General features: G+C 59.5%; 14 protein-coding genes. 4 read left to right on the top strand and 10 right to left on the bottom strand.

Going from position 1 to position 18,571, the window contains the following annotated elements; translation table 11 throughout:
• Positions 1-2,642: M1 family metallopeptidase (locus VIL80_RS10670; RefSeq protein WP_332036100.1), on the top strand; the 2,642-nt coding region annotated here is incomplete at its 5' end.
• Between the two features lie 71 nt (positions 2,643-2,713).
• On the opposite strand, the gene VIL80_RS10665 is transcribed toward VIL80_RS10670, so the two are convergent.
• The 3 genes from VIL80_RS10665 to VIL80_RS10655 all read right to left on the bottom strand — a co-directional run bounded on the left by VIL80_RS10665 (position 2,714) and on the right by VIL80_RS10655 (position 7,919).
• Positions 2,714-4,342 (bottom strand): tetratricopeptide repeat-containing sulfotransferase family protein, encoded by a 1,629-nt coding sequence (locus VIL80_RS10665; protein ID WP_332036099.1) that lies wholly within the window; start codon positions 4,340-4,342, stop codon positions 2,714-2,716.
• A gap of 120 nt (positions 4,343-4,462) precedes the next feature.
• Complete coding sequence (locus tag VIL80_RS10660; protein ID WP_332036098.1) at positions 4,463-6,883, bottom strand: TonB-dependent receptor; 2,421 nt, start codon at positions 6,881-6,883, stop codon at positions 4,463-4,465.
• Positions 6,884-7,064: 181 nt separating this feature from the next.
• Positions 7,065-7,919: a carbon-nitrogen hydrolase family protein gene (locus tag VIL80_RS10655; RefSeq protein ID WP_332036097.1), complete on the bottom strand. Its 855-nt coding sequence runs from the start codon at positions 7,917-7,919 to the stop codon at positions 7,065-7,067.
• A gap of 267 nt (positions 7,920-8,186) precedes the next feature.
• Here VIL80_RS10655 and VIL80_RS10650 point away from each other — a divergent pair, with 267 nt between their 5' ends.
• Positions 8,187-9,413, top strand: a complete 1,227-nt coding sequence (locus tag VIL80_RS10650) for an MFS transporter (protein ID WP_332036096.1) — start codon at positions 8,187-8,189, stop codon at positions 9,411-9,413.
• A gap of 42 nt (positions 9,414-9,455) precedes the next feature.
• Here the strand turns inward: VIL80_RS10650 and VIL80_RS10645 are convergent, their stop codons facing one another.
• The 4 genes from VIL80_RS10645 to VIL80_RS10630 form a co-directional block, all read right to left on the bottom strand.
• Positions 9,456-11,255 carry an aminotransferase-like domain-containing protein gene (locus VIL80_RS10645; protein WP_332036095.1) on the bottom strand — a complete coding sequence of 600 codons (1,800 nt, stop codon included), beginning with the start codon at positions 11,253-11,255 and terminating at the stop codon, positions 9,456-9,458.
• Between the two features lie 143 nt (positions 11,256-11,398).
• Positions 11,399-11,995: an HdeD family acid-resistance protein gene (locus tag VIL80_RS10640; protein ID WP_318955530.1), complete on the bottom strand. Its 597-nt coding sequence runs from the start codon at positions 11,993-11,995 to the stop codon at positions 11,399-11,401.
• 66 nt (positions 11,996-12,061) lie between these two features.
• Entirely contained in the window at positions 12,062-12,877 is an 816-nt protein-coding gene (locus tag VIL80_RS10635) for a LytR/AlgR family response regulator transcription factor (RefSeq protein ID WP_332036094.1), read from the bottom strand.
• Positions 12,878-12,971: 94 nt separating this feature from the next.
• Positions 12,972-14,060 (bottom strand): sensor histidine kinase, encoded by a 1,089-nt coding sequence (locus VIL80_RS10630; protein WP_332036093.1) that lies wholly within the window; start codon positions 14,058-14,060, stop codon positions 12,972-12,974.
• Positions 14,061-14,191: 131 nt separating this feature from the next.
• Here VIL80_RS10630 and VIL80_RS10625 point away from each other — a divergent pair, with 131 nt between their 5' ends.
• Complete coding sequence (locus tag VIL80_RS10625; RefSeq protein ID WP_332036092.1) at positions 14,192-14,656, top strand: EVE domain-containing protein; 465 nt, start codon at positions 14,192-14,194, stop codon at positions 14,654-14,656.
• Between the two features lie 22 nt (positions 14,657-14,678).
• On the opposite strand, the gene VIL80_RS10620 is transcribed toward VIL80_RS10625, so the two are convergent.
• The 3 genes from VIL80_RS10620 to bioD all read right to left on the bottom strand — a co-directional run bounded on the left by VIL80_RS10620 (position 14,679) and on the right by bioD (position 17,730).
• Positions 14,679-14,882 (bottom strand): DUF3094 family protein, encoded by a 204-nt coding sequence (locus VIL80_RS10620; protein ID WP_332036091.1) that lies wholly within the window; start codon positions 14,880-14,882, stop codon positions 14,679-14,681.
• 175 nt (positions 14,883-15,057) lie between these two features.
• A complete protein-coding gene (locus VIL80_RS10615) occupies positions 15,058-16,833 on the bottom strand; it encodes an acyl-CoA dehydrogenase C-terminal domain-containing protein (protein ID WP_332036090.1) in 1,776 nt (591 codons plus the stop codon).
• 195 nt (positions 16,834-17,028) lie between these two features.
• A complete protein-coding gene (gene bioD, locus VIL80_RS10610; RefSeq protein WP_332036089.1) occupies positions 17,029-17,730 on the bottom strand; it encodes a dethiobiotin synthase in 702 nt (233 codons plus the stop codon).
• A 407-nt stretch (positions 17,731-18,137) separates the two neighbouring features.
• Between bioD and VIL80_RS10605 the strand changes: the two genes are divergently transcribed.
• The coding region (locus VIL80_RS10605; protein ID WP_332036088.1) for a L,D-transpeptidase family protein at positions 18,138-18,571 on the top strand (434 nt) is incomplete at its 3' end.

Raw genomic sequence — 18,571 nt, 5'->3', positions numbered from 1 at the left:
CCGCCAAAGCCGACCTCGAGGCTCCCGCCACAGGCGAAGAACAGCCCCCCGCCGGCAAACTGCCGGAAGGCGTGCGCCCCAAAGCCTACCGCCTCGACCTGACCCTCGACCCGCGCCAGGACCGCTTCCACGGCCAGGTGGAGATCGACATTGAAGTCGACAACCCCACCGACCATATCTGGATGCACGGCAACAACATCGACGTCACCGACATCAAGGGCCTGCTGCCCGGCGCCGACGGCGAGCAGAAAGCCGAGGACAAGGTCGTGCCCGCCCACTACCGGCAGATGCTCGACAGCGGCGTAGTGCGCGTGGACTTTGCCGGCGGCATCCCCGCGGGAGACATCACCCTGCGCATCCAGTACAACGCACCGTTCGACAAAAACCTCGCCGGCCTGTTCAAGGTGGAAGAAAAGGGTGAGGCCTACGCGCTGGCCAAATCCGAATCCATCCAGGCGCGCCGCTACCTGCCCGGCTTCGACGAGCCCGGCCTCAAGGCTACCTACGACATCAGCCTCACCATTCCCAAGGGCTATGTGGCCATCGGCAACGCCCCGGAAATCGGCCGCAGCGACGTAGAGGGCGGCATGGAAAAGGTCACCTTCGCCCAGACCCGCCCCATGTCCACCTACCTGCTGTCCCTTGCGGTGGGTCCGTTCGATGTGGTCGAGCGCCCGGCGATCCCGGCCAATAAATACCGCAAGCACGAGCTGCCACTGCGCGGTTTCGCACGCAAGGGCCGCGGTGACGATCTCAAGTACATCCTCGACGTTACCCCGCAGATGCTGCGCATCTTTGAAGAACAGCTGCAGCGCCCCTACCCGTTCAAGAAGTTCGACATCATCGCCGCGCCCCAGTGGCCAAGCGGTGCCACCGAGCTCTCCGCCGCCATTACCTACCGCGAAGAGCGGATCCTGGTAGAGGGCGATGAACCGGCACCGGGGCTGCGCCTGGCGCTGCTCGGCGTACACGCCCACGAAATGGCCCATATGTGGTTCGGCAACCTGGTCACCCCGCCGTGGTGGGACGACCTGTGGCTGAAGGAAGGCTTTGCCACCTGGGGCACCCCGCTCGCGCTCACCATCATGGAACCGGACGGCGGCCACGACCTGAATGCCGCAGTGAGCGCCATCCGCGCGATGAAGCTGGACTCCCTCGCCAGCACCCGCGCCGTACGTGAGCCGATCACCGACAACAACGATATCCGCAACGCCTACGACGCCATCACCTACTCGAAGAGCCTGGGTGTTATCCACATGGTGGACGAGTATTTCGGTGCGGACACCTTCCGTCCCGCGCTCGGCCGCTACATCGAAACCTTCGCCGACGGCGTCGCCGACTCACCGGACTTCTACAAAGTCATCGGTGAACAGACCAACAGCCCACAGCTCACCGACACCTTCCGCACTTTTGTGGAACAGAAAGGTGTGCCGCAGCTGGACCTGACCCTCGACTGCAATATCGCCGGCGATGCCAAGCTCCACGTCAAACAGGCGCGCTACAAGCCGCTGGGCTCACCGATCCAGGAAGTCGGCCAGCAGTGGAGTATTCCCTTCTGCATGCGCGCCAGCACCGGCGTCAGCCAGTGTGAATTCCTCACCGAAACCGAGCAGACCGTGGATATCTCCGGTGGCACCTGCCCGAAATGGGTGATGCCGAATGTGGACGGCAGCGGCTACTACCGCTTCAATCTGGACGAGAAAAACTGGCAGGCGCTGCTGGCGCAGTTCGAGCAGTTGAGCCCCACCGAACGCCTGAGCCTGATCGACAGCGCCTTCGCCGCCTTCGAAGCGGGCAATCTGCAACCCGCGGTGCTCACCGAGGTGATCCGCCGCTCCGCCAACGCCGACAAGCGCCAGGTGGTGGAAGCCCCGCTCGGCTACCTGTCCAAATACGCCGCGCACTATGTGGACAAGGATCAGGTGGGCAACTGGCAGGCATTTCTCGACAAGCTCTACGGCGGCAAGCTCGCTGCGCTACAGCAACAAAGTGATCCCGATAGCCAACTGCTGTACAGCAGCCTGATCGGTTTCCTGGCGCTGGAAGGCAAGAACCCCAGCGCACGTAAAACCCTGCGCGAAAAAGCCGAACAGTTCACCGGCTTCAACCAGCCGAGAAACGCGGGCGCACTCGATTCCGACCTGTATGAAGCGGCACTCACCGTCGCGGTACAGGACTCCGGCAAGGTGTTTCTCGACCACCTGATCAAGGTCCGCAGCGAACTCGACGACCCGCTGTTCGAAAGTGCCAGCGCCAATGCCATCGGCCGTGTCACCGAGCCTTCGCAGCTGGACACCATCCACAACCTGGCGCTCAGCGACGACATCGGCACACGCGAGGCCTTCGGCCTGATTCGCAATGCACTGGCGGAACCTGCACTGCAGGCGCGCAACTGGCAGTGGCTGCAGGACAATTTCAGCAGTGTGGTAACGAAAATTCCGGAACAGTGGCGCCGCGACACCCCGCGTTTTGCCGCGTATTTCTGCGACCAGCACTCACTGCAACAGGTACAGCTGTTGTTCACCCAGCAACAGAAACTGGTACCGGGCTACGAGCGCGCACTGGCGCAGACCGAGGAGAGTATTAACCTGTGTATGGCCCTGAAGGATAAAGGGCAGCAGCTGATCACCAGCCTGAAATAAGGCGTTCACGCAGCAAAAAAATGGCAGCCTCGGCTGCCATTTTTTTTGCACCTGCAATGGTTGTTAGCGGTTCAGGCAAGCCCCGCCTGAGCCAGCACTTGCTGCATAGGCTGTAACGCCTGCGCCACCCTCTTCCACTTCCCCACAGAAGTCGCGTAAACCGGCTGCCGCACCTGGCTGGCGCTGGCAGTAGCAGTCCCCTGCCGGGTATTCGTATGAAATTCCGCAACCGAGTCTGACCACTGCAGCCCGCAAAAGGCATACAATTGCTGTGTTTCCCGGTCAAAATCATTTACCAGTCGCTCGTAGTGGACATCGAGTACCCGGTCACCCGCCAGAGCCTGCCAGTGCGTCATCAGCGCGCGGTATTTTAGAAAATACCTGGCCAGTTCTTGCTGATCATAAGAAAACGGATAGGCGTTCCTGAACTGGGTCTTGTAAATGGCATAACAGGTATCCATCGCATCGCGACAGAGGTGCACAATTTTGGCCCCGGGCAAAGCCAGTCGAATCAGGCCCACATACAGAAAATTCATAGGGTTCTTATCCAGGATCAACTCCGGGCCTTCCCGGAATACCCTGCCTTTAATTTCCTGTAGGTAGCGCCGTCCCAGCTGCGCAAAATCAATGCCCGCGGCAATCTCTATCGGCCCCCTGTTTGCCGGAACCAATTCACCACTGCACTCGCGCGCGACTTCCCCGACCATTTCCGTAAGCAGGCGTGAAAAAATTCCTGGCTCACCTGCCGACACCACCTGCCCATTAGCACATAAAACCCTGTCGACCAGCGTGGTGCCGGTGCGCGGCATCCCCAGCACAAACACAATTTCGCTGCCCTGTGTCGGCTCGACAGATTTGGCCGCGGTAGTTAAGATCTTGTCGCGAGTAAAAACCCGCATGATTTCATCTATTTTTTCGAGGTCAGTCTCGGGGGCATAACGAATGATGGAGCGGCGCAAGTTACAGGCCCGTTCCAGCATCGCCATGCTTTTTGTATATTCCTCCAGATCTTCATACTCCTTCGCCAGCGCAAAGCACAGCTGGCTCTCACCGGTAGCATCCAAATGGTGATCCTTTAACACCTGCTCCAACTCCGCCACATGATTGTCCGCGCTGGTCTGGCGACGCAGATCCGAGCGGTTCTTGTAGGCTTCCGCATCCACAAGGTTTTGCGCGATGAGATGGTCATACAGCTGTTCAGCGCGCGCCAGTTTGCCCATGGCGCGATTGGCGGCGGCGCAGTTAAACAGTAGCTGGGTATTGTGCGGCTGGAGAAGCAGTGCTTTTTCGTACAGCCGCAGCGATGCTTCATACCCGCCGCAGAGGGAGTAGAAATAAGCAGCCTGGGACAGCGGCTCGATATGTTCGACACAAGAGAAGTCGATTTTATCGAGAGCCTGCAATGCCCGCCGCTGTTGCCCTGACGCAACCAGTATTTTCACAAGATGCAGGCTCGCGCTCACCCACGACCTGGAACCGGCCTCCGCCGCAGCCAGTGCCGATTCGAGAGATTCAATACACGTATCCAGTTGCCCAAGCGCATACTGGATATCCGCCCGCAGCCGCCAGCCATTGACCAGCTCGGGCCGGTCCAGTAACAGCGCGCTTACCAGTACGTCAGCTTGCCGGAATTCCCGCTGCTGATAAGCCTGCAGCGCACGGAGATACCTGTCCTGTGAATTTACCGCTGCCTCGTTCATGGGGCATCCCGATTTATTGGATTTGGACCTAGCATACACAAAAAAGCCGGCCCAGCGGGCCGGCAATCAAGCAAGGTCAACAGAGTGAGAAACGACTAGCGCGTTTGATCCAAAGCGGCATCAGAAAATATAACTACCTGACACACCAATAGTTCGGGGCAGACTGATGTAATCCTTGGAAGAATTGCCAAGGAATCCCTCGCTGGGATCCGTGCCCATATGGCGTTCGGTCAGCAGTCCGGTGACACCATCCTCGTTGAAGATATTTTTGATAAACAGCGTCGCACTCCAGCTCTCGGCAACCAGCGCGGTGTTCGCGCCCCACAGCTGGAAGGCATCAATCTCCGCCGCGGTAACGCCGCTGCCAATCGCGTTTTCCGAATCCGACTGGTAATAACCATTGACGCGGCTCACCCAATCAATTCCATCGCTAAACGCAGTGGTATAGTCGAGGGAGACAGAGAAGGTATTCTCCGCAGTGCTCGGCAAACGCTCTCCGGCACTGGCGATAGTGACACCGGTCGGGGTGATGAAGTCCTTGGTCAGTTCTGCGTCCACATAGGTATAACCCGCGGTGTAGTGAAGCTGGTCACTGAGGTTACCTTCCACCTCCATTTCCAGCCCCTGCACCCGCGCTTCGTCACCATTCATTGCCGCAAAGAAGCCCCACCCCGGGGTAGCGGTATTGAGCTGGGGATCCTGCCAGTCGGTGTAGAACGCCGACACGGTATAGCGCATCAGCCCAGAGGAACCCTTCACGCCCATTTCATAGTTCACCACCGAGTCGGATTCGTAGCGCAGGTAGCCGGGATCTTCCGCATAGAATCCGATGGTGGGCACGGCATTGGCGCCGCCGCGGCGATAGCCTTCGGACACGGTGGCGTAGGCCATGGTGCTAGTCGAAATATCCCAGGCGAGGTTCGCCTTGAACAGGGTGTCGTCGTCTTTGGTTTTAAACGACGCGTCGCCATTGCCGAGGAACGGCCAGATCGGCAGCGACAACTGGGACTCGTTGCTCAGTTCGTTGCTGAAGCTGCGCAGACCAAGGGTCAGGTGCAGCGCGTCGCTCAGGTGGAAGGTGGCTTCGCCAAACAGCGCCTTGTCGACAAAATTCTGGTTGCGACGGAAGTAAAAGTCCTGATCCTGTACATCCGCGCCCCAACCCGCGAGTGTGGTCGCCAGTGGGGTTTCCATATCCCACGGGGTCGGTGCGGCAGCTACATATTCGGCCCAGCCCGGCATGTAGCTGTTCTGGCCGGCATTGGCATCCTGATCCATGTAATAGAATCCGAGCACCCAGTCGACACGCGCATCTTCGGCATTGCTGACGAGTCGGATTTCCTGCACCAATGCGGAGTCATCGTAAAAGCGCTCGGCCCTGGCCAGTGGTCGCGGCGTGCCGTAGTAGAGGTTTTCAAACCAGTTCTGCGCGGCATAAAAACCGGAGTTGTCACTGATGCCGACTCCACTGTGGCTGTAGTCCGCGGTGCTGGAAGTCAGGGTGGCAAAGCCAAGATCCACTTCGACTTCCAGCGCCGTCATGTCCACATCGCGCTCGGAGGGCTCCAGCGTGACCGCACCATTTTCATAATCGTCGTACGATGCCTCCTGCCCGCTCACCCAGTTGCTTCCGCGGGTAACCTGGCGGCGCCCGCCGATATCGTCACTCTGCTGCTGATAGGTCAGCTGGATGCTGGCATTGTCTGCGGGTGTGAACAGCAGCGAGGCGCGGCTGTAAGTGATATCGACATAGTCCGCATCCTCTACACGCCGGAATACCGGTGCGCCATTGGCAATATCGCCATCCACCGCCACGGGTGCACCGCTGGCATCGGTGGCGTAGACGTTGGCGTAATCAACGATGCCGTCGTTATCAATCATCCCCACATTAGCGCGAAACGCCAGTTTGTCCCCTAGAGGAATGTTGATCAGGGCATCGCTGTTCAGGTTGAAGCCCTCTGAACCCTCGGTTTGACTGAGGCTGCTGCCGACTTTCGCCTCGAACTCGCCCATCACCGGCTTATTCATGATGTAGCGCACGGTGCCGGCGAGAGATCCCGATCCGTACAGCGTGCCCTGGGGGCCACGCAGTACTTCCACGCGCTCAATATCCTTGAGCACGAAATTGGCATAGAGCGGTGTATCGTCTACATAGGTGGCTACCGTTCCCACCGCAGACAGCGGTACATCGCCGTTGGCACCGGTATCAATGTTCATACCGCGGATCACTACACCGTTAACGGTGCCGGAATTGCGGTAGCCGCGGTCAACCACGGTGAGACCGGCAATGCTGCGCATCATCTCCGCTGAATCGGTAACCTGACTCGCTTCCAATTCATCGCCGGACACCGCAGAAATATTGTAGGGAATGTCCTGCACGCTCTGTGCGCGCCGCGTTGCCGTCACAATGATTTCTTCTATCGGTTCGGCGCTTTGCGCCAGTGCCAGCTGGGGTGTGCTGAGCAGCGTGCTGGCGGATACCGCCGCGACCGCGGTGGCGAGTGTGGATTTGCTAAACCTCTGCGTGGTCAGTTTTTTCATGATGCCCTCTGCTAGGTCAGGATTTCTTATTTGAAGTGACGTCCGCTGGCATACAGCGCCGGCAATTATTTATGTGATTTTCAAAACCAGTCACTGGCCGCAACCTAACGCCGGTTAGTCTACAACGACTGGTTCCGTGTGTTTCATCCTGTGCAAACGAAACTGTTCAAGCCGTGCCTGGCTACTCGGGGACCTTAAGCTCGCCGAGCTGCTCGAGCGCCGGTGATACCGCGCCGCGCTCATACTGGGGAAACTGCACCCGGCCATCGCGGAAACTTTTCAGGGTCTGGCCCAGACCTTTAATCCCGCGCCTGCGGACCTGGGTAACTTTTTCCAGGTCAACCTCGAAAGTAATTACTTCCTCTTCAACGGATGCCTCGTGAATCGTCTCCCCTTCCGGGCCCACGATGATCGAACGCCCCACCCCCTGGGCGCCGGCGGAGTTCACGTCGACGAAATAGCACTGGTTCACCGCGGCACTGGCTCGCACAATGGAAAGCTCATCCAGGCGATCGATCGTGTCGGTTTTGGTGGGGTGAATAATCACTTCTGCTCCAAGCCACACCAGCGCACGGGTGGTCTCCGGAAACCACATGTCGTAGCAGATCGAGACACCAAAACGCCCCACCTCAGGTATATCGAAAACCACGAATTGGTCGCCGCCAGCAACGCCCTTCTCGTAGGGCAGGAAAGGGTACATCTTGCGATAGCGGGCTATTACCTCACCGGCGGGATTGATCACCGGGGTGGTATTGAACACAGCGCTGCCGCACTTTTCGTACATGGATCCGGGGATCAACCAGATCCCCAGTTCGCGGGCGGTGCGACAAAACGCCTCCTCTTCCGCCGACGGCAGCTCACGCGCATGCTGTGCGCCGACACCGCGCAAGGCCAGCTCGCTCAGCACGACCATCCTGATCCACGGGTAGCGGAGCTTGGTGCGCTGGATCTTGTGCAGCAGCAGTTCCAGGTTATCGGTCTCGTCCAGTTTCAGTTGCAATGCGGCGATTCCGAATCGGCGGGGTTTGGTACTCATCTCTCACCGTGTCCTACATGATTATTCTCGGCTGGATCAATACTGGCGCAGCCGTGCGCTCGGCTATAGGTCCAGATTGGCGCGGGCGATGAGTCCACAAGGGATTTTTGGCCGTATACGGCGAAGTGGCCCCATAAACACCACAAAACTGGCACTATCGTCGGGGCGGTAATAGGTTAGTTTTGGTCCTGCAAATGACCAAGGCTGTGCACAGCGGTAGTCCACGGCTTATTCAAATAACAATAAAGACCCGATTTGGGAGTGATTATGCAAAGCCCAGCGCAACCCGCAGCGACGGAAACCCGGGGTTCAGCGAGCGCCTTGGGCTCGGTATCACTGGCGGGCAACAGCTGGTTGGCGAGTATTTTTCTCGCTTTTCTTTCCTCCGCGGGACTGTATTACGTCAATATTTTTCCGGTGATTGTCGATGCACTGATGGTCGGTGCGGGCTTGAGTGCAGAGCAGGCGGGGCAGATCACCTTTGCCAATACCATCGGTGCGGTGATCGGTGCCTTTACCGTGTCCTGGCTGATCCGCCATATTCCCCGCTGGAAGCTGGCGGCCAGCGTGCTGCTTTGCTGTTCCATCGGCATGGATGTACTGACCATCCAGCTGGCAAATCTCGACCTGCTAATTCCGCTGCGCCTGGTGCACGGCATGCTCGGGGGCGCGCTGGTGGGATTGGGCTTTGCGGTGATCGCCCGCAGTGGCATTGCCGGGCGCAGCTACAGCATGGTGCTGCTGGTGCAGTACACCGGGGGCGCCATCGGCATGGGATTCCTGCCGGCTCTGGTTATCGAAAATGGCCCCTATGTGCCCTTTTACGCGTTGATCACTTTCAGTGTGATCACACTGGTGATGCTACCGCTGATTGCAGATTATCCGTTACCCGAGAAAACGCAGCGCACAGCGAGCACGAACAACACCGAGACCAAACTGCCACTCGGCCCCATCGCCCTCACTCTGGTTGCCCTGTTCTGCTTCCAGTTCGCGAACATGGCGTTGTTTGCGTTTATCTTCGATCTTGGCAAATCCTTCGAATTACCCCTCGGCTTTATCAGCCAGACCCTGTTCTGGGCCAACCTGATCGCCATCAGCGGTGCCGCCCTGGCCGCGGTGACTGGCCAGAGATTTCCTCTGGCAAAACCACTGGCACTGGCTCTGGCGGTGACGGTGCTGGGACTGCTGATGTTCGTTTACAGCGGTGTGCGCGAGATATTCATCATCGCGAATGTGGTGACGGGCATTACCTGGGCGTTCTGTGTGCCGTATTTCCTGACCATGGCTTCGCGCTATGACAGTGCCGGACAGATGGGGGCTTTTGGTGGCTTCGCTTCCAAGCTGGGATTGGCCTGTGGTCCCTTGTTCGCCGGTTATTTTATTACCGGTGGCGGCAGTTATACGCAGTTGATTGTTATGGTGTCGGCCGTGCTCGGCATTTGTTTGATTTCGGTTCCGGCGGCGGCGCGACTCGATCGCACTTCGCCGGTTTAGGGTGATGCCGTCTGGCGGCTAAGGCGAGCAAACCACGGGGAGTTATTCGTTGGCAATTACTGCCGCGTCGATCAGTTTGCCCGCCTCGTTGAACCACTTGATCCGGTGCCCCTCGGCCACCACAAAAAAACTCGCCTTGCGCCCGTAGGACCAGTTGCGCCACTGGCGCACCCACTGGTCGCCATCCAGCCACCAGCGCCCCATATCCGTCTCATCCATTTCCACATCATTGCGGGAGTAACCCAGCATGGTGCCATCCGGCTTGAGTTCAATGCGGTAGGATTCCCCCAGGGTATTGGTACCCAGGAAGACGGCACCGGGCATTTCACGCTGCAAATCGCCGGCGGAGAGCCGCCGTCCGCTGGCGGATTCGAGAGTTTCCTCCTCCGCCTGCAGCTCGCCGTTAATCAGCTTCGCCAACACCCTCACACCGCCCTCGATCTTGTCCGCCTCGATCGCGGAGAAGCCGAGCCGCACCGCGCTGCCATCGCTGACGGCTTCCAGCAGCAGGCCATTCTGCTCTGCACTGATCTGCAACTGCACGGCATCAATATGCTCCGGCAATTCCAGCCAGCACGCGGTGCCACAGCTGGCCCGGCGCACCTTGAGTTTCGGCAGGTGGTACATCAACGCTTCGCCCAGTGCGCTCCAGCGCTCTTTCAGTTGCTGGGTGATTTTGAACAGTGCTGCATCCAGATGCCCGGCGGCAACAAATTTGGCCAGCAGTCGCTGATTGAGCGCGGGTGCGCGCTCCCGCAGGGTATAGCGCAACGCGCGCAGGCGCTGAATCACCGGCTTGGGCGCCACCACAAACGCGAGCTGCATGCCCGGATCTATCACCTTGGGAAACTGGTACAGGTAAATGACCGAACTCCCTCCCTGCATGCTTTTCAGGGGTGGCAGCGGATTACCGTGGTAACAGAAATCATGGTCGCAGTCGTTCTCGACAATCACCGCGCCCTGCTCCCGCGCCTGTTTCAGTAGCAGGCGCCGCCGCTCCAGACTGCTGCTGACCGCGGTAGGGTTGTGCGCGTTGGGTTGCAGATACAAACAGTCGGCCTGCTTGAGGTTTTCATCCAGCAGGGGGCCATCGGCATCCTGCGAGAGCGGCAAGATACGTGCGCCGGTGCGCCGAAAAATTTCCCCCACCTCACCACCGGCAGGTTTGACCAGCGCGAGTGCGCGCTGATTGCCCAACAGTAGTTCACCCAGCAGGTAGCAGGCCTGCTCGATGCCACTGGTCAGCAGCACCTGCCCCGGGTCTACATAAATGCCGCGACGCGGTAATAGGCAGGTACATATCTGTTCCACCAGGTGGCGATCGTCTTCGTTGCTGCCGAGAGTGGCCCACTGGGCCACTTCCCGCCCGGTGAAAATATCCCGGGCGCACTCGCGCCACTCAGCGCCAGGGTATAGACGCGGGTCATATTCATTGCTGACGAAGGGAAACGGATATTGCAGCCAGTTGGCGGGGCGATTTTGCAGCGCGCGGCGATTGACCGACACCGAGTTACAGTGGTCGCGCCAGAAATGGCGATCGTCCTCCTCGCTGTGGGGCAAGCCGCCGCTGTGACTGATCACTCCCTGGCGGGAAACGGTTTCGTTGACGTAGAAGCCGCTGCGCTCGCGCGTAACCAGGAAACCGTCGTCCACCAGCTGCTGATAGGCAATAACGACCGTATTGCGGGCCACCCCCAGCTGCTCCGCCATGCGGCGCGACGAGGGCATTTTGTGGCCAGCAGGGATACTGCCGGACAGTATCCCCTGGATCAGTTTTTCCCGGATCTGCTGTTGCAGGCTTTTTTCCGCGGCAGGATCGAGGACGATCAATGCTTCGCTCATGAGTATTTGATTATCGTTTTTATTGTGCGCAGAAAGAGTTTGCCCCGCATGGGGCTGGCATTCAAGCGCGGGCCAGCAGTCCCGCAATACATATCAATTCAGCCTGCCTCGCGCTTCAGTCTGCTCGATTCAGGTTGCTCTAATCAGTCTGCTTTATGCGCATTGCGTGCCAACTTCCGCAACCGGAATGCCAGCCACACCAGAATCACACCAAACATGATGGCGTAACTGCCGATCAGCCACAGCAGGGCCAGCGCCCCGGCGCCGGGCTTCAACAACAGTACCAGGCCGAAAATCACCGACAGTAAACCCGCAAAAATCAGCAACCACTCGTGCTCGATTTCCTTGCGCAGGCGCACGGCACCGATGATTTCGAAAATGCCGCGCACCAGTGCCCAGGCGCCGATAAAAATCACCAGTACCAGCGCCGTGACCTGGGGATAAAAGAAAGTGACGATCCCGGCGGCGATGCCGGTGATGCCCACGAACAGCAGCCACCACAGCGATGACCGGCTGACCTCACCGCGCCCCTTGATGGCCCCGTAAATGGCGATAATGCCGTCCATCAGTGAATAGACCCCGAACAGGATCACCAGGCTCAACAGGGTAATACCCGGCCACACAAACGTGAGCACACCGAAAAGGATGGCAAACAGGCCGCGCACCAGTGCCACCCACCAGTTGTCGGCCAGGGCGCGCAGCAGCGGGCGGTTGGAAAGGGAAATGGAATTCCTGGTCATGATCACTCCCGACACGTAAAGACCAATTCGCCGGGAGTTATAGGGTGAAGTTGCGCGAATAGCGAATCAGATGAAATGCTGTACCTTGTTTTTGTAGCTGCGGCTCATTTTCAGCCGCTCGCCGTTGTTCAATACCAGGTGGTATTCACCGTTGATGTGGGCACAGATCTCGCGCACCCGCTTCAGGTTGACGATGGTGGAACGGTGGATGCGCTGGAATACCTTCGGGTCCAGCTGCTGCTCCAGTTCCTTCATGGTGATACGCATCACATGGGTTTCACCATTGGCGTGCACACACATGTAGTCGCCGGCGGCGTCGATCCAGTCGATGTCCCGCGCCGGCACCAGGGTAATCTTGCCCGAGTCCTTGATGGCGATTTTTTCCGGGTAGCGGCTGCTGTTGCCGAAGCCTCCTGCAGCCAGTTTCTGCTCCAGTGCCTCGGGGGTTTCCTGGGTGAGGTCAGCCACCGCTTCCAGCAGCTTTTCGCGCTCGGCGGCGAGATGTTCACTGCCGAGCTTGTCGCGCACCCGCTGCAGGGCCAGCGCCAGGCGGTCTTCCTCGATGGGCTTCAGCACATAGTCCACCGCGTTGACCTCGAACGCCTCCACCGCGTACTGGTCGTAGGCGGTTACGAACACGATCTGCGGCATGTCCTGCTTCGGTAACAGCTGTACCAGTTCGAGGCCGGTCACGCCGGGCATCTGGATATCCAGAAACGCCACGTCCGGCCGCAGGGCCTGGATCTGCTCGCGCGCCTCGCGGCCATTGCCACACTCGGCGATTACGTCCACACCGCCGAGATTTTCCAGCCGCAGGCGCAGGCCGCGGCGGGCCAGCGGCTCGTCGTCGACGATGATGACTTTCAGACTGTCGCTATTCACTGATCCACACTCCACTCAACTGTCGCGTCCCATCCATTTCAGGACCGATTATTACGCCCGCTCGCGTCGACTCTGCTCCCGCCATGCGTTCGCTCTACTCCTGTTCGAAAGGAATACGCAGGTGCACCGCAAGCCCGCCCTCCGGGCGATTACAGAAGCGGGTCTTCTGCTCCACACCGTACAGTGCGCGCAGGCGCTCGCAGGTATTGCGGATACCCACGCCGCTGCCGGTGCCCAGCCGCGCCAGTGCCGCTTCCGGAACGCCGGGGCCATTATCGCTCACTTCCAGCAGCAGTTCGCCGGCAAAGACCCGCGCCTTGATGGTGATCTCACCACCCCACTCCCGCTGGGAGATACCGTATTTGATGGCATTTTCCACCAGTGGTTGCAGCAGCAGGCTCGGTACCAGCGCCTTGGGCGCCTCACCGTCGAGATCGACATTCACCTGCAGGCGATCGGCAAAGCGCACCTTCTCGATATCGAGGTAGAGCATCAACGCCTCCACCTCTTTCGCCAGGGTTACCCGCTGCATCGGGTCGTTGTCCAGTGAGTGGCGCAGGAACTGCGACAGGCGTGTCACCATACTGTTGGCGGTCTTGCCGTCCTGATCCAGGATCAGGGTGGAAATGGCGTTCAGGGTATTGAACAGGAAATGGGGGTTCAGCTGGTAGCGCAACATTTTCAGCTGTGACTGGTGCGCAGCTGACTCCGCCTTCAGCGCCTTCTCCTGCTGCAGCAGCGAGGCCTGGTAGTACTTGATGCCGTAGTAGAGCGCCGCCCAGGTCATATAGATAAGGAACGAGTAGGAGAACCAGTAGATGGCGACCACCGCCGGGTGCTCTTCGTTCTCCTTGCCGTACAGCCACAGGGAACCGCCAAACTTGATCGCCGCCCACAGCAGCGCCGCGAGCGCCACCACACCCACGGAACCGACCAGGCGAGTTGCCGGGGGCTTGTCCCACAGACGCTGGAAACCCCGGCGCATCAGCTCCGACAGCATTACGCCCGACGCAGTGGCAACGGCAAGATAGCCGGCGTGCAGCCAGTGGTTCTTCACCCAGAAAAAACTGCCCACAAACGTCAGCAGCGTATAGCCACCCCAGCCACTGCACTGCAGCGCCCAGTACTGGTAGCGCGCAGAGGCCAGTTTTGTCGACAGCCAATTGAAAACCGAAGTGCCCATAATTCTCCAAAATGCGCAGAAAGTGCGCCAATCTGGGAAAATAGCCTAAATGACACGGAGCGTGGACGAAATACCACCAAACGCAGCAATCTGACGTACTGCCGCAGAAAGCGGCTGGAAGCGAGGCATAAATGAACTACTGGCTATTCAAGTCGGAACCGGACGAGTACAGCCTTTCAGACCTGAAGCGGGAGCCTGGTCACACTGGGCGCTGGGACGGTATCCGCAACTACCAGGCGCGGAACTTTTTAAGGGACGCGGTGCGCGAGGGTGACGGGGTGCTGTTCTACCACAGCGCCTGCAAGGTGCCGGCGGTGGTGGGCACCGCGCGCATAGCCCGCAGCGCCTACCCGGACCCGGCGCAGTTCAACCCCGAGAGCAAGTACTGCGACCCGAAGGCTAGCGCGGAAAATCCCCGCTGGTTCTGCGTGGATATCCAGTGGCAGAGCGAATTCCCGCGGCCTGTACCGCTGGCGGAGATCAAGCAGAATCCGGCACTGGAAGAAATGGTGTTGGTGAAACAAGGACGGCTGTCGATACAACCGGTGACCGCGCAGGAGTGGGCGCTGCTGCTTAAGCTCGGCGGCACGCGCTGAAGCCTCTTGTGAAGCGGCGTGTTTACACCACGCCTTTTGTTTGCGCGATCAACAGGCTGAGCAGCGACAGCAGGGTGAGTACACCGACAATCACGACCAACAGCAGAATGGGCCGGAAGGGTTTGCGCTCCACATCGTTGTAGCCACTTTGCAGGTAGCGGTCGACGCGGGCCTGATCCTCATCGGACAGTTTTTTCGGCGCAATTTCGGTCTCTTTTTCGGTCATGGGTTCCCCGGAAAAGTGTCTGTTCATACCGCCGGAGTGTAGGGGCAGGCGCCGCGGGAGGCCAGCGCCTTGCGATAGGTGCACGGGTGGAGGTGCCCAAGCGAAGATCCCCTAGGAAAGCGCCCAAACAAAAAAGCCCCGCAGTGCGGGGCTTTTTTGTTTGCAGGGAACTGGATCAGAACAGTGCGTCTTCGATGTCCATCAGGGTCGCGCTGCCGGCCTGTACACTGGCTGCCAGCGCCTGGGTCTGCGGCAGCAGACGGGCAAAGAAGAAGCGCGCGGTCTTCACCTGGCTGCGGTAGAAGTCCTCGTCCTGCCCGTTGGCCACACTCGCCACCAGGGCCCACATGTAGGCATAGGCGACGAAACCGAACAGGTGCAGGTATTCCACGGAGGCGGCGCCCGCTGCATTCGGGTCCTGCTGTGCCGCCGCGATTACTGCTGCGGTGACTTCTTTCAGGCGCTGCAGCTCTGCGGCAAGCGGCTGGATAAATTCCGCCAGCGCCTCTTTGTCGTTGTTGGCGTCGATGAACGCCTGCACGTCCGCGGCGAACAGATCGAAGAAGGCGCCGCCATTGGCGACGGTCTTGCGGCCGATCAGATCCAGCGCCTGGATGCCGTTGGTGCCCTCGTAGATCTGGGTAATACGCACATCGCGCACCAGCTGCTCCTGGCCCCACTCGCGGATATAGCCGTGACCGCCGAACACCTGCTGGCCGAGCACGGTGCACTCGAGGCCCTTGTCGGTGAAGAAGGCTTTGGCCACCGGGGTGAGCAGCGCCACCATCGCTTCCGCGTGCTGTTTCTCCTCACCTTCACCGTACTTGGAAATATCCAGCCACTTCGCCACGTAAGTGGACAGGGCGCGGCCGCCGCCGATATAGGCTTTCTGGGTCAGCAGCATGCGGCGCACGTCCGGGTGCACGATGATCGGGTCCGCGGCCTTTTCCGGCTGCACCGCACCGGACGGGGAGCGGCTCTGCACGCGGTCGCGGGCGTATTCGAGGGCGGATTGATAGGAGCGCTCGGAAGCGCCCAGGCCCTGGATACCCACACCCAGACGCTCGTAATTCATCATGGTGAACATGGCCGCCAGGCCCTTGTTCACTTCACCCACCAGCCAGCCCTTGGCGCCGTCGAAGTTCATCGCACAGGTGGCGGAGGCCTTGATACCCATCTTGTGCTCGATAGAGCCACAGCTGACCGCATTGCGCTCACCCAGGCTGCCGTCTTCATTGACCAGGATTTTCGGTACCAGGAACAGGGAGATACCTTTCGGCCCCTTCGGCGCGTCCGGCAGTTTTGCCAGCACCAGGTGGATGATGTTCTCGGACAGATCGTGGTCGCCACCGGTAATGAAGATCTTGGAGCCGGTGATGCTGTAGCTACCGTCTTCCTGCGGCTCCGCCTTGGTGCGGATGATGCCGAGGTCGGTACCGGCGTGGGGTTCGGTCAGATCCATCGCGCCGGCCCAGGTGCCCGCGTACATGTTCGGCAGGTATTTCTGCTTCAGCTCTTCGCTGCCGTGGGCATCGATCGCCAGACAGGCGCCGTTGGTCAGCACCGGGTACAGGGCGAAGGAAATATTCGCCGCACAGATCATCTCTTCAACCTGGGCGCCGAGGGTTTTCGGCATGCCCATACCACCGAATTCCGGGTTGCCCACCAGCGCGCCCCAGCCGCCCTCACAATAGGTGGCGTAGGCTTCCGGGAAGCCCGCGGGCGTCGTTACCACGCCGTCGTTCCAGTGGCAGCCCTCTTCATCGCCAGAGCGGTTGATCGGGTCCAGGGTGTTGGCGGCCAGCTTGGCCATCTCTTCCAGAATCGCATCGGCGGTATCGCGGTCGGCCACATCGGCCAGCGCCGGCAGGCGCGCCCACAGCTTGTCTGCCTCGAATACTTCGTGCAGCAGGAAGTTCATCTCGCGCAGTGGCGCCTTGTACTCGGCCATGGTCTCGCCTCACTGGTTTTCTTTGAAATTTGGGAGTTGGAATTGCCGGATGCCGCGGGAAAGTCTTCCGCATAAGGTATCCGGTATATTGATTCAGTCGTTTGTTTCAAACAATTGTTTGAAATCTAGGCCCAAGCACCCTCCAAGTCAAGCCGGACACGTGGTATCCGGCTCGCAAGTCAGTCACGAATTAGATCAGCTGGAAGAAGATAGCAGCGGGTCGAGGTCCAGGTGCAGAGCACCCTTGCGGTAGTCGCCGGACTCGTCGTGGGGAAGCACTCCCAGGCAGGGCGCCGGCAGAAGTGCTTTCAAGGTCATCAGGTTGGCATCGGCGCGGGGCATGTCCGCCTCCGGTCCGCGGACAAAATTGGCAATCCAGCCCGCCAGCGCCAGGCCGTCGCGACGAATCGCCTCCGCGGTGAGCAGCGCATGGTTGATGCACCCGAGCTCCATCCCCACCACCAGAATCACCGGCAACTCCATCTCTTTGGGCAAGTCGGACAGAAATCTTCCCGGCGTCAGTGGTACCCGCCAGCCGCCGGCGCCCTCGATCAACAACAGATCCGCCTTACCGCTCATCACCCCGCGACAGACACCCACAAGGCGCGAAACATCCGGCCGCTTGCCCGCTTCCATCGCCGCAATATGTGGCGCAATGGCAGGCTCCAGCGCCACCGGGTTGACCTGCTGGTACTCGAGATCCTGGGTCATCGCCTCCATCAGGGTCAGCGCATCACTGTTGCGCAACCCATCCGGCGTCGCCTCACAGCCGGATGCCACCGGCTTCAGTGCCGCGGTAGTCAAGCCGCGATCCGCCGCCGCCCGCAGCAGCGCCGCGGTCGCATAGGTCTTGCCCACTTCGGTATTGGTACCAGTCACAAAAAAACTTCTGGTCACGGAATCTTCCTCATTCGGTTCGGTCTTTCAGTTTGTTGGTCTTTTTAATTGACGCCTCTTTAAACGCCGGCTACTTGCTGATAAATTGACCACTCAGAGCGATATTCGTACAACCCCCTTCGCCATTAGAGGGGTCGGGTTAGGATAATTGCCTAAAAATGTCCCCGACCCTGGTCGGGGTTGGCAGCAAAGGACAGCGCTGTCATTACGCTATTGCGCCATTTGGCTGCACCGCGCAACCACATTGCTTTCCCGCCGGCGATCACCATCGCCCAGGGCCGACGCTCCCCGCGACATGCAGGGACGTGGAAGTGCGCAAAAACGGAAACTGATTTTTACACCCTGGTCACTAATTGATTTCACCAGTACCGATCCACTACCAACAAAGAGCGATATCGACGAGAGCCATGCGAACCTTAAAATTCTGCCTCTTTTCCCTACTGCTGCTGCCGACCCTGGTATTTGCCAAGATCAATCCCGTTGACGAAGTAGTGGTGTACAAAGCCAAGCACCTGATGCAACTGAAGCGCAACGGTAAAGTTGTGAAGAGCTACAAAGTAGTCTTCGGCAAGAACCCCGTTGGCCACAAACAGTATGCGGGCGACTCGCGCACCCCGGAAGGGCGCTACACCCTCAACTGGAAAAAGAAGAACAGCACCTTCTACCGTGCGATCCACGTTTCCTACCCGAACGCGGCAGACCGCGCGCGCGCGGCCAAACTGGGCAAAAGCCCCGGCGGCGCCATCATGATCCACGGCCAGAAGCCGCACTGGAAAGGGATCGAGAAATACCTGACCCGGATGAACTGGACCGACGGCTGTATTGCGGTGACCAACCCGGA

This window comes from Microbulbifer sp. (assembly GCF_036563125.1).
Lineage (GTDB): Bacteria > Pseudomonadota > Gammaproteobacteria > Pseudomonadales > Cellvibrionaceae > Microbulbifer.
The sequence above is the reverse complement of the archived record's forward strand: the minus strand, read 5'-3'. Positions and strand labels throughout refer to the sequence as shown.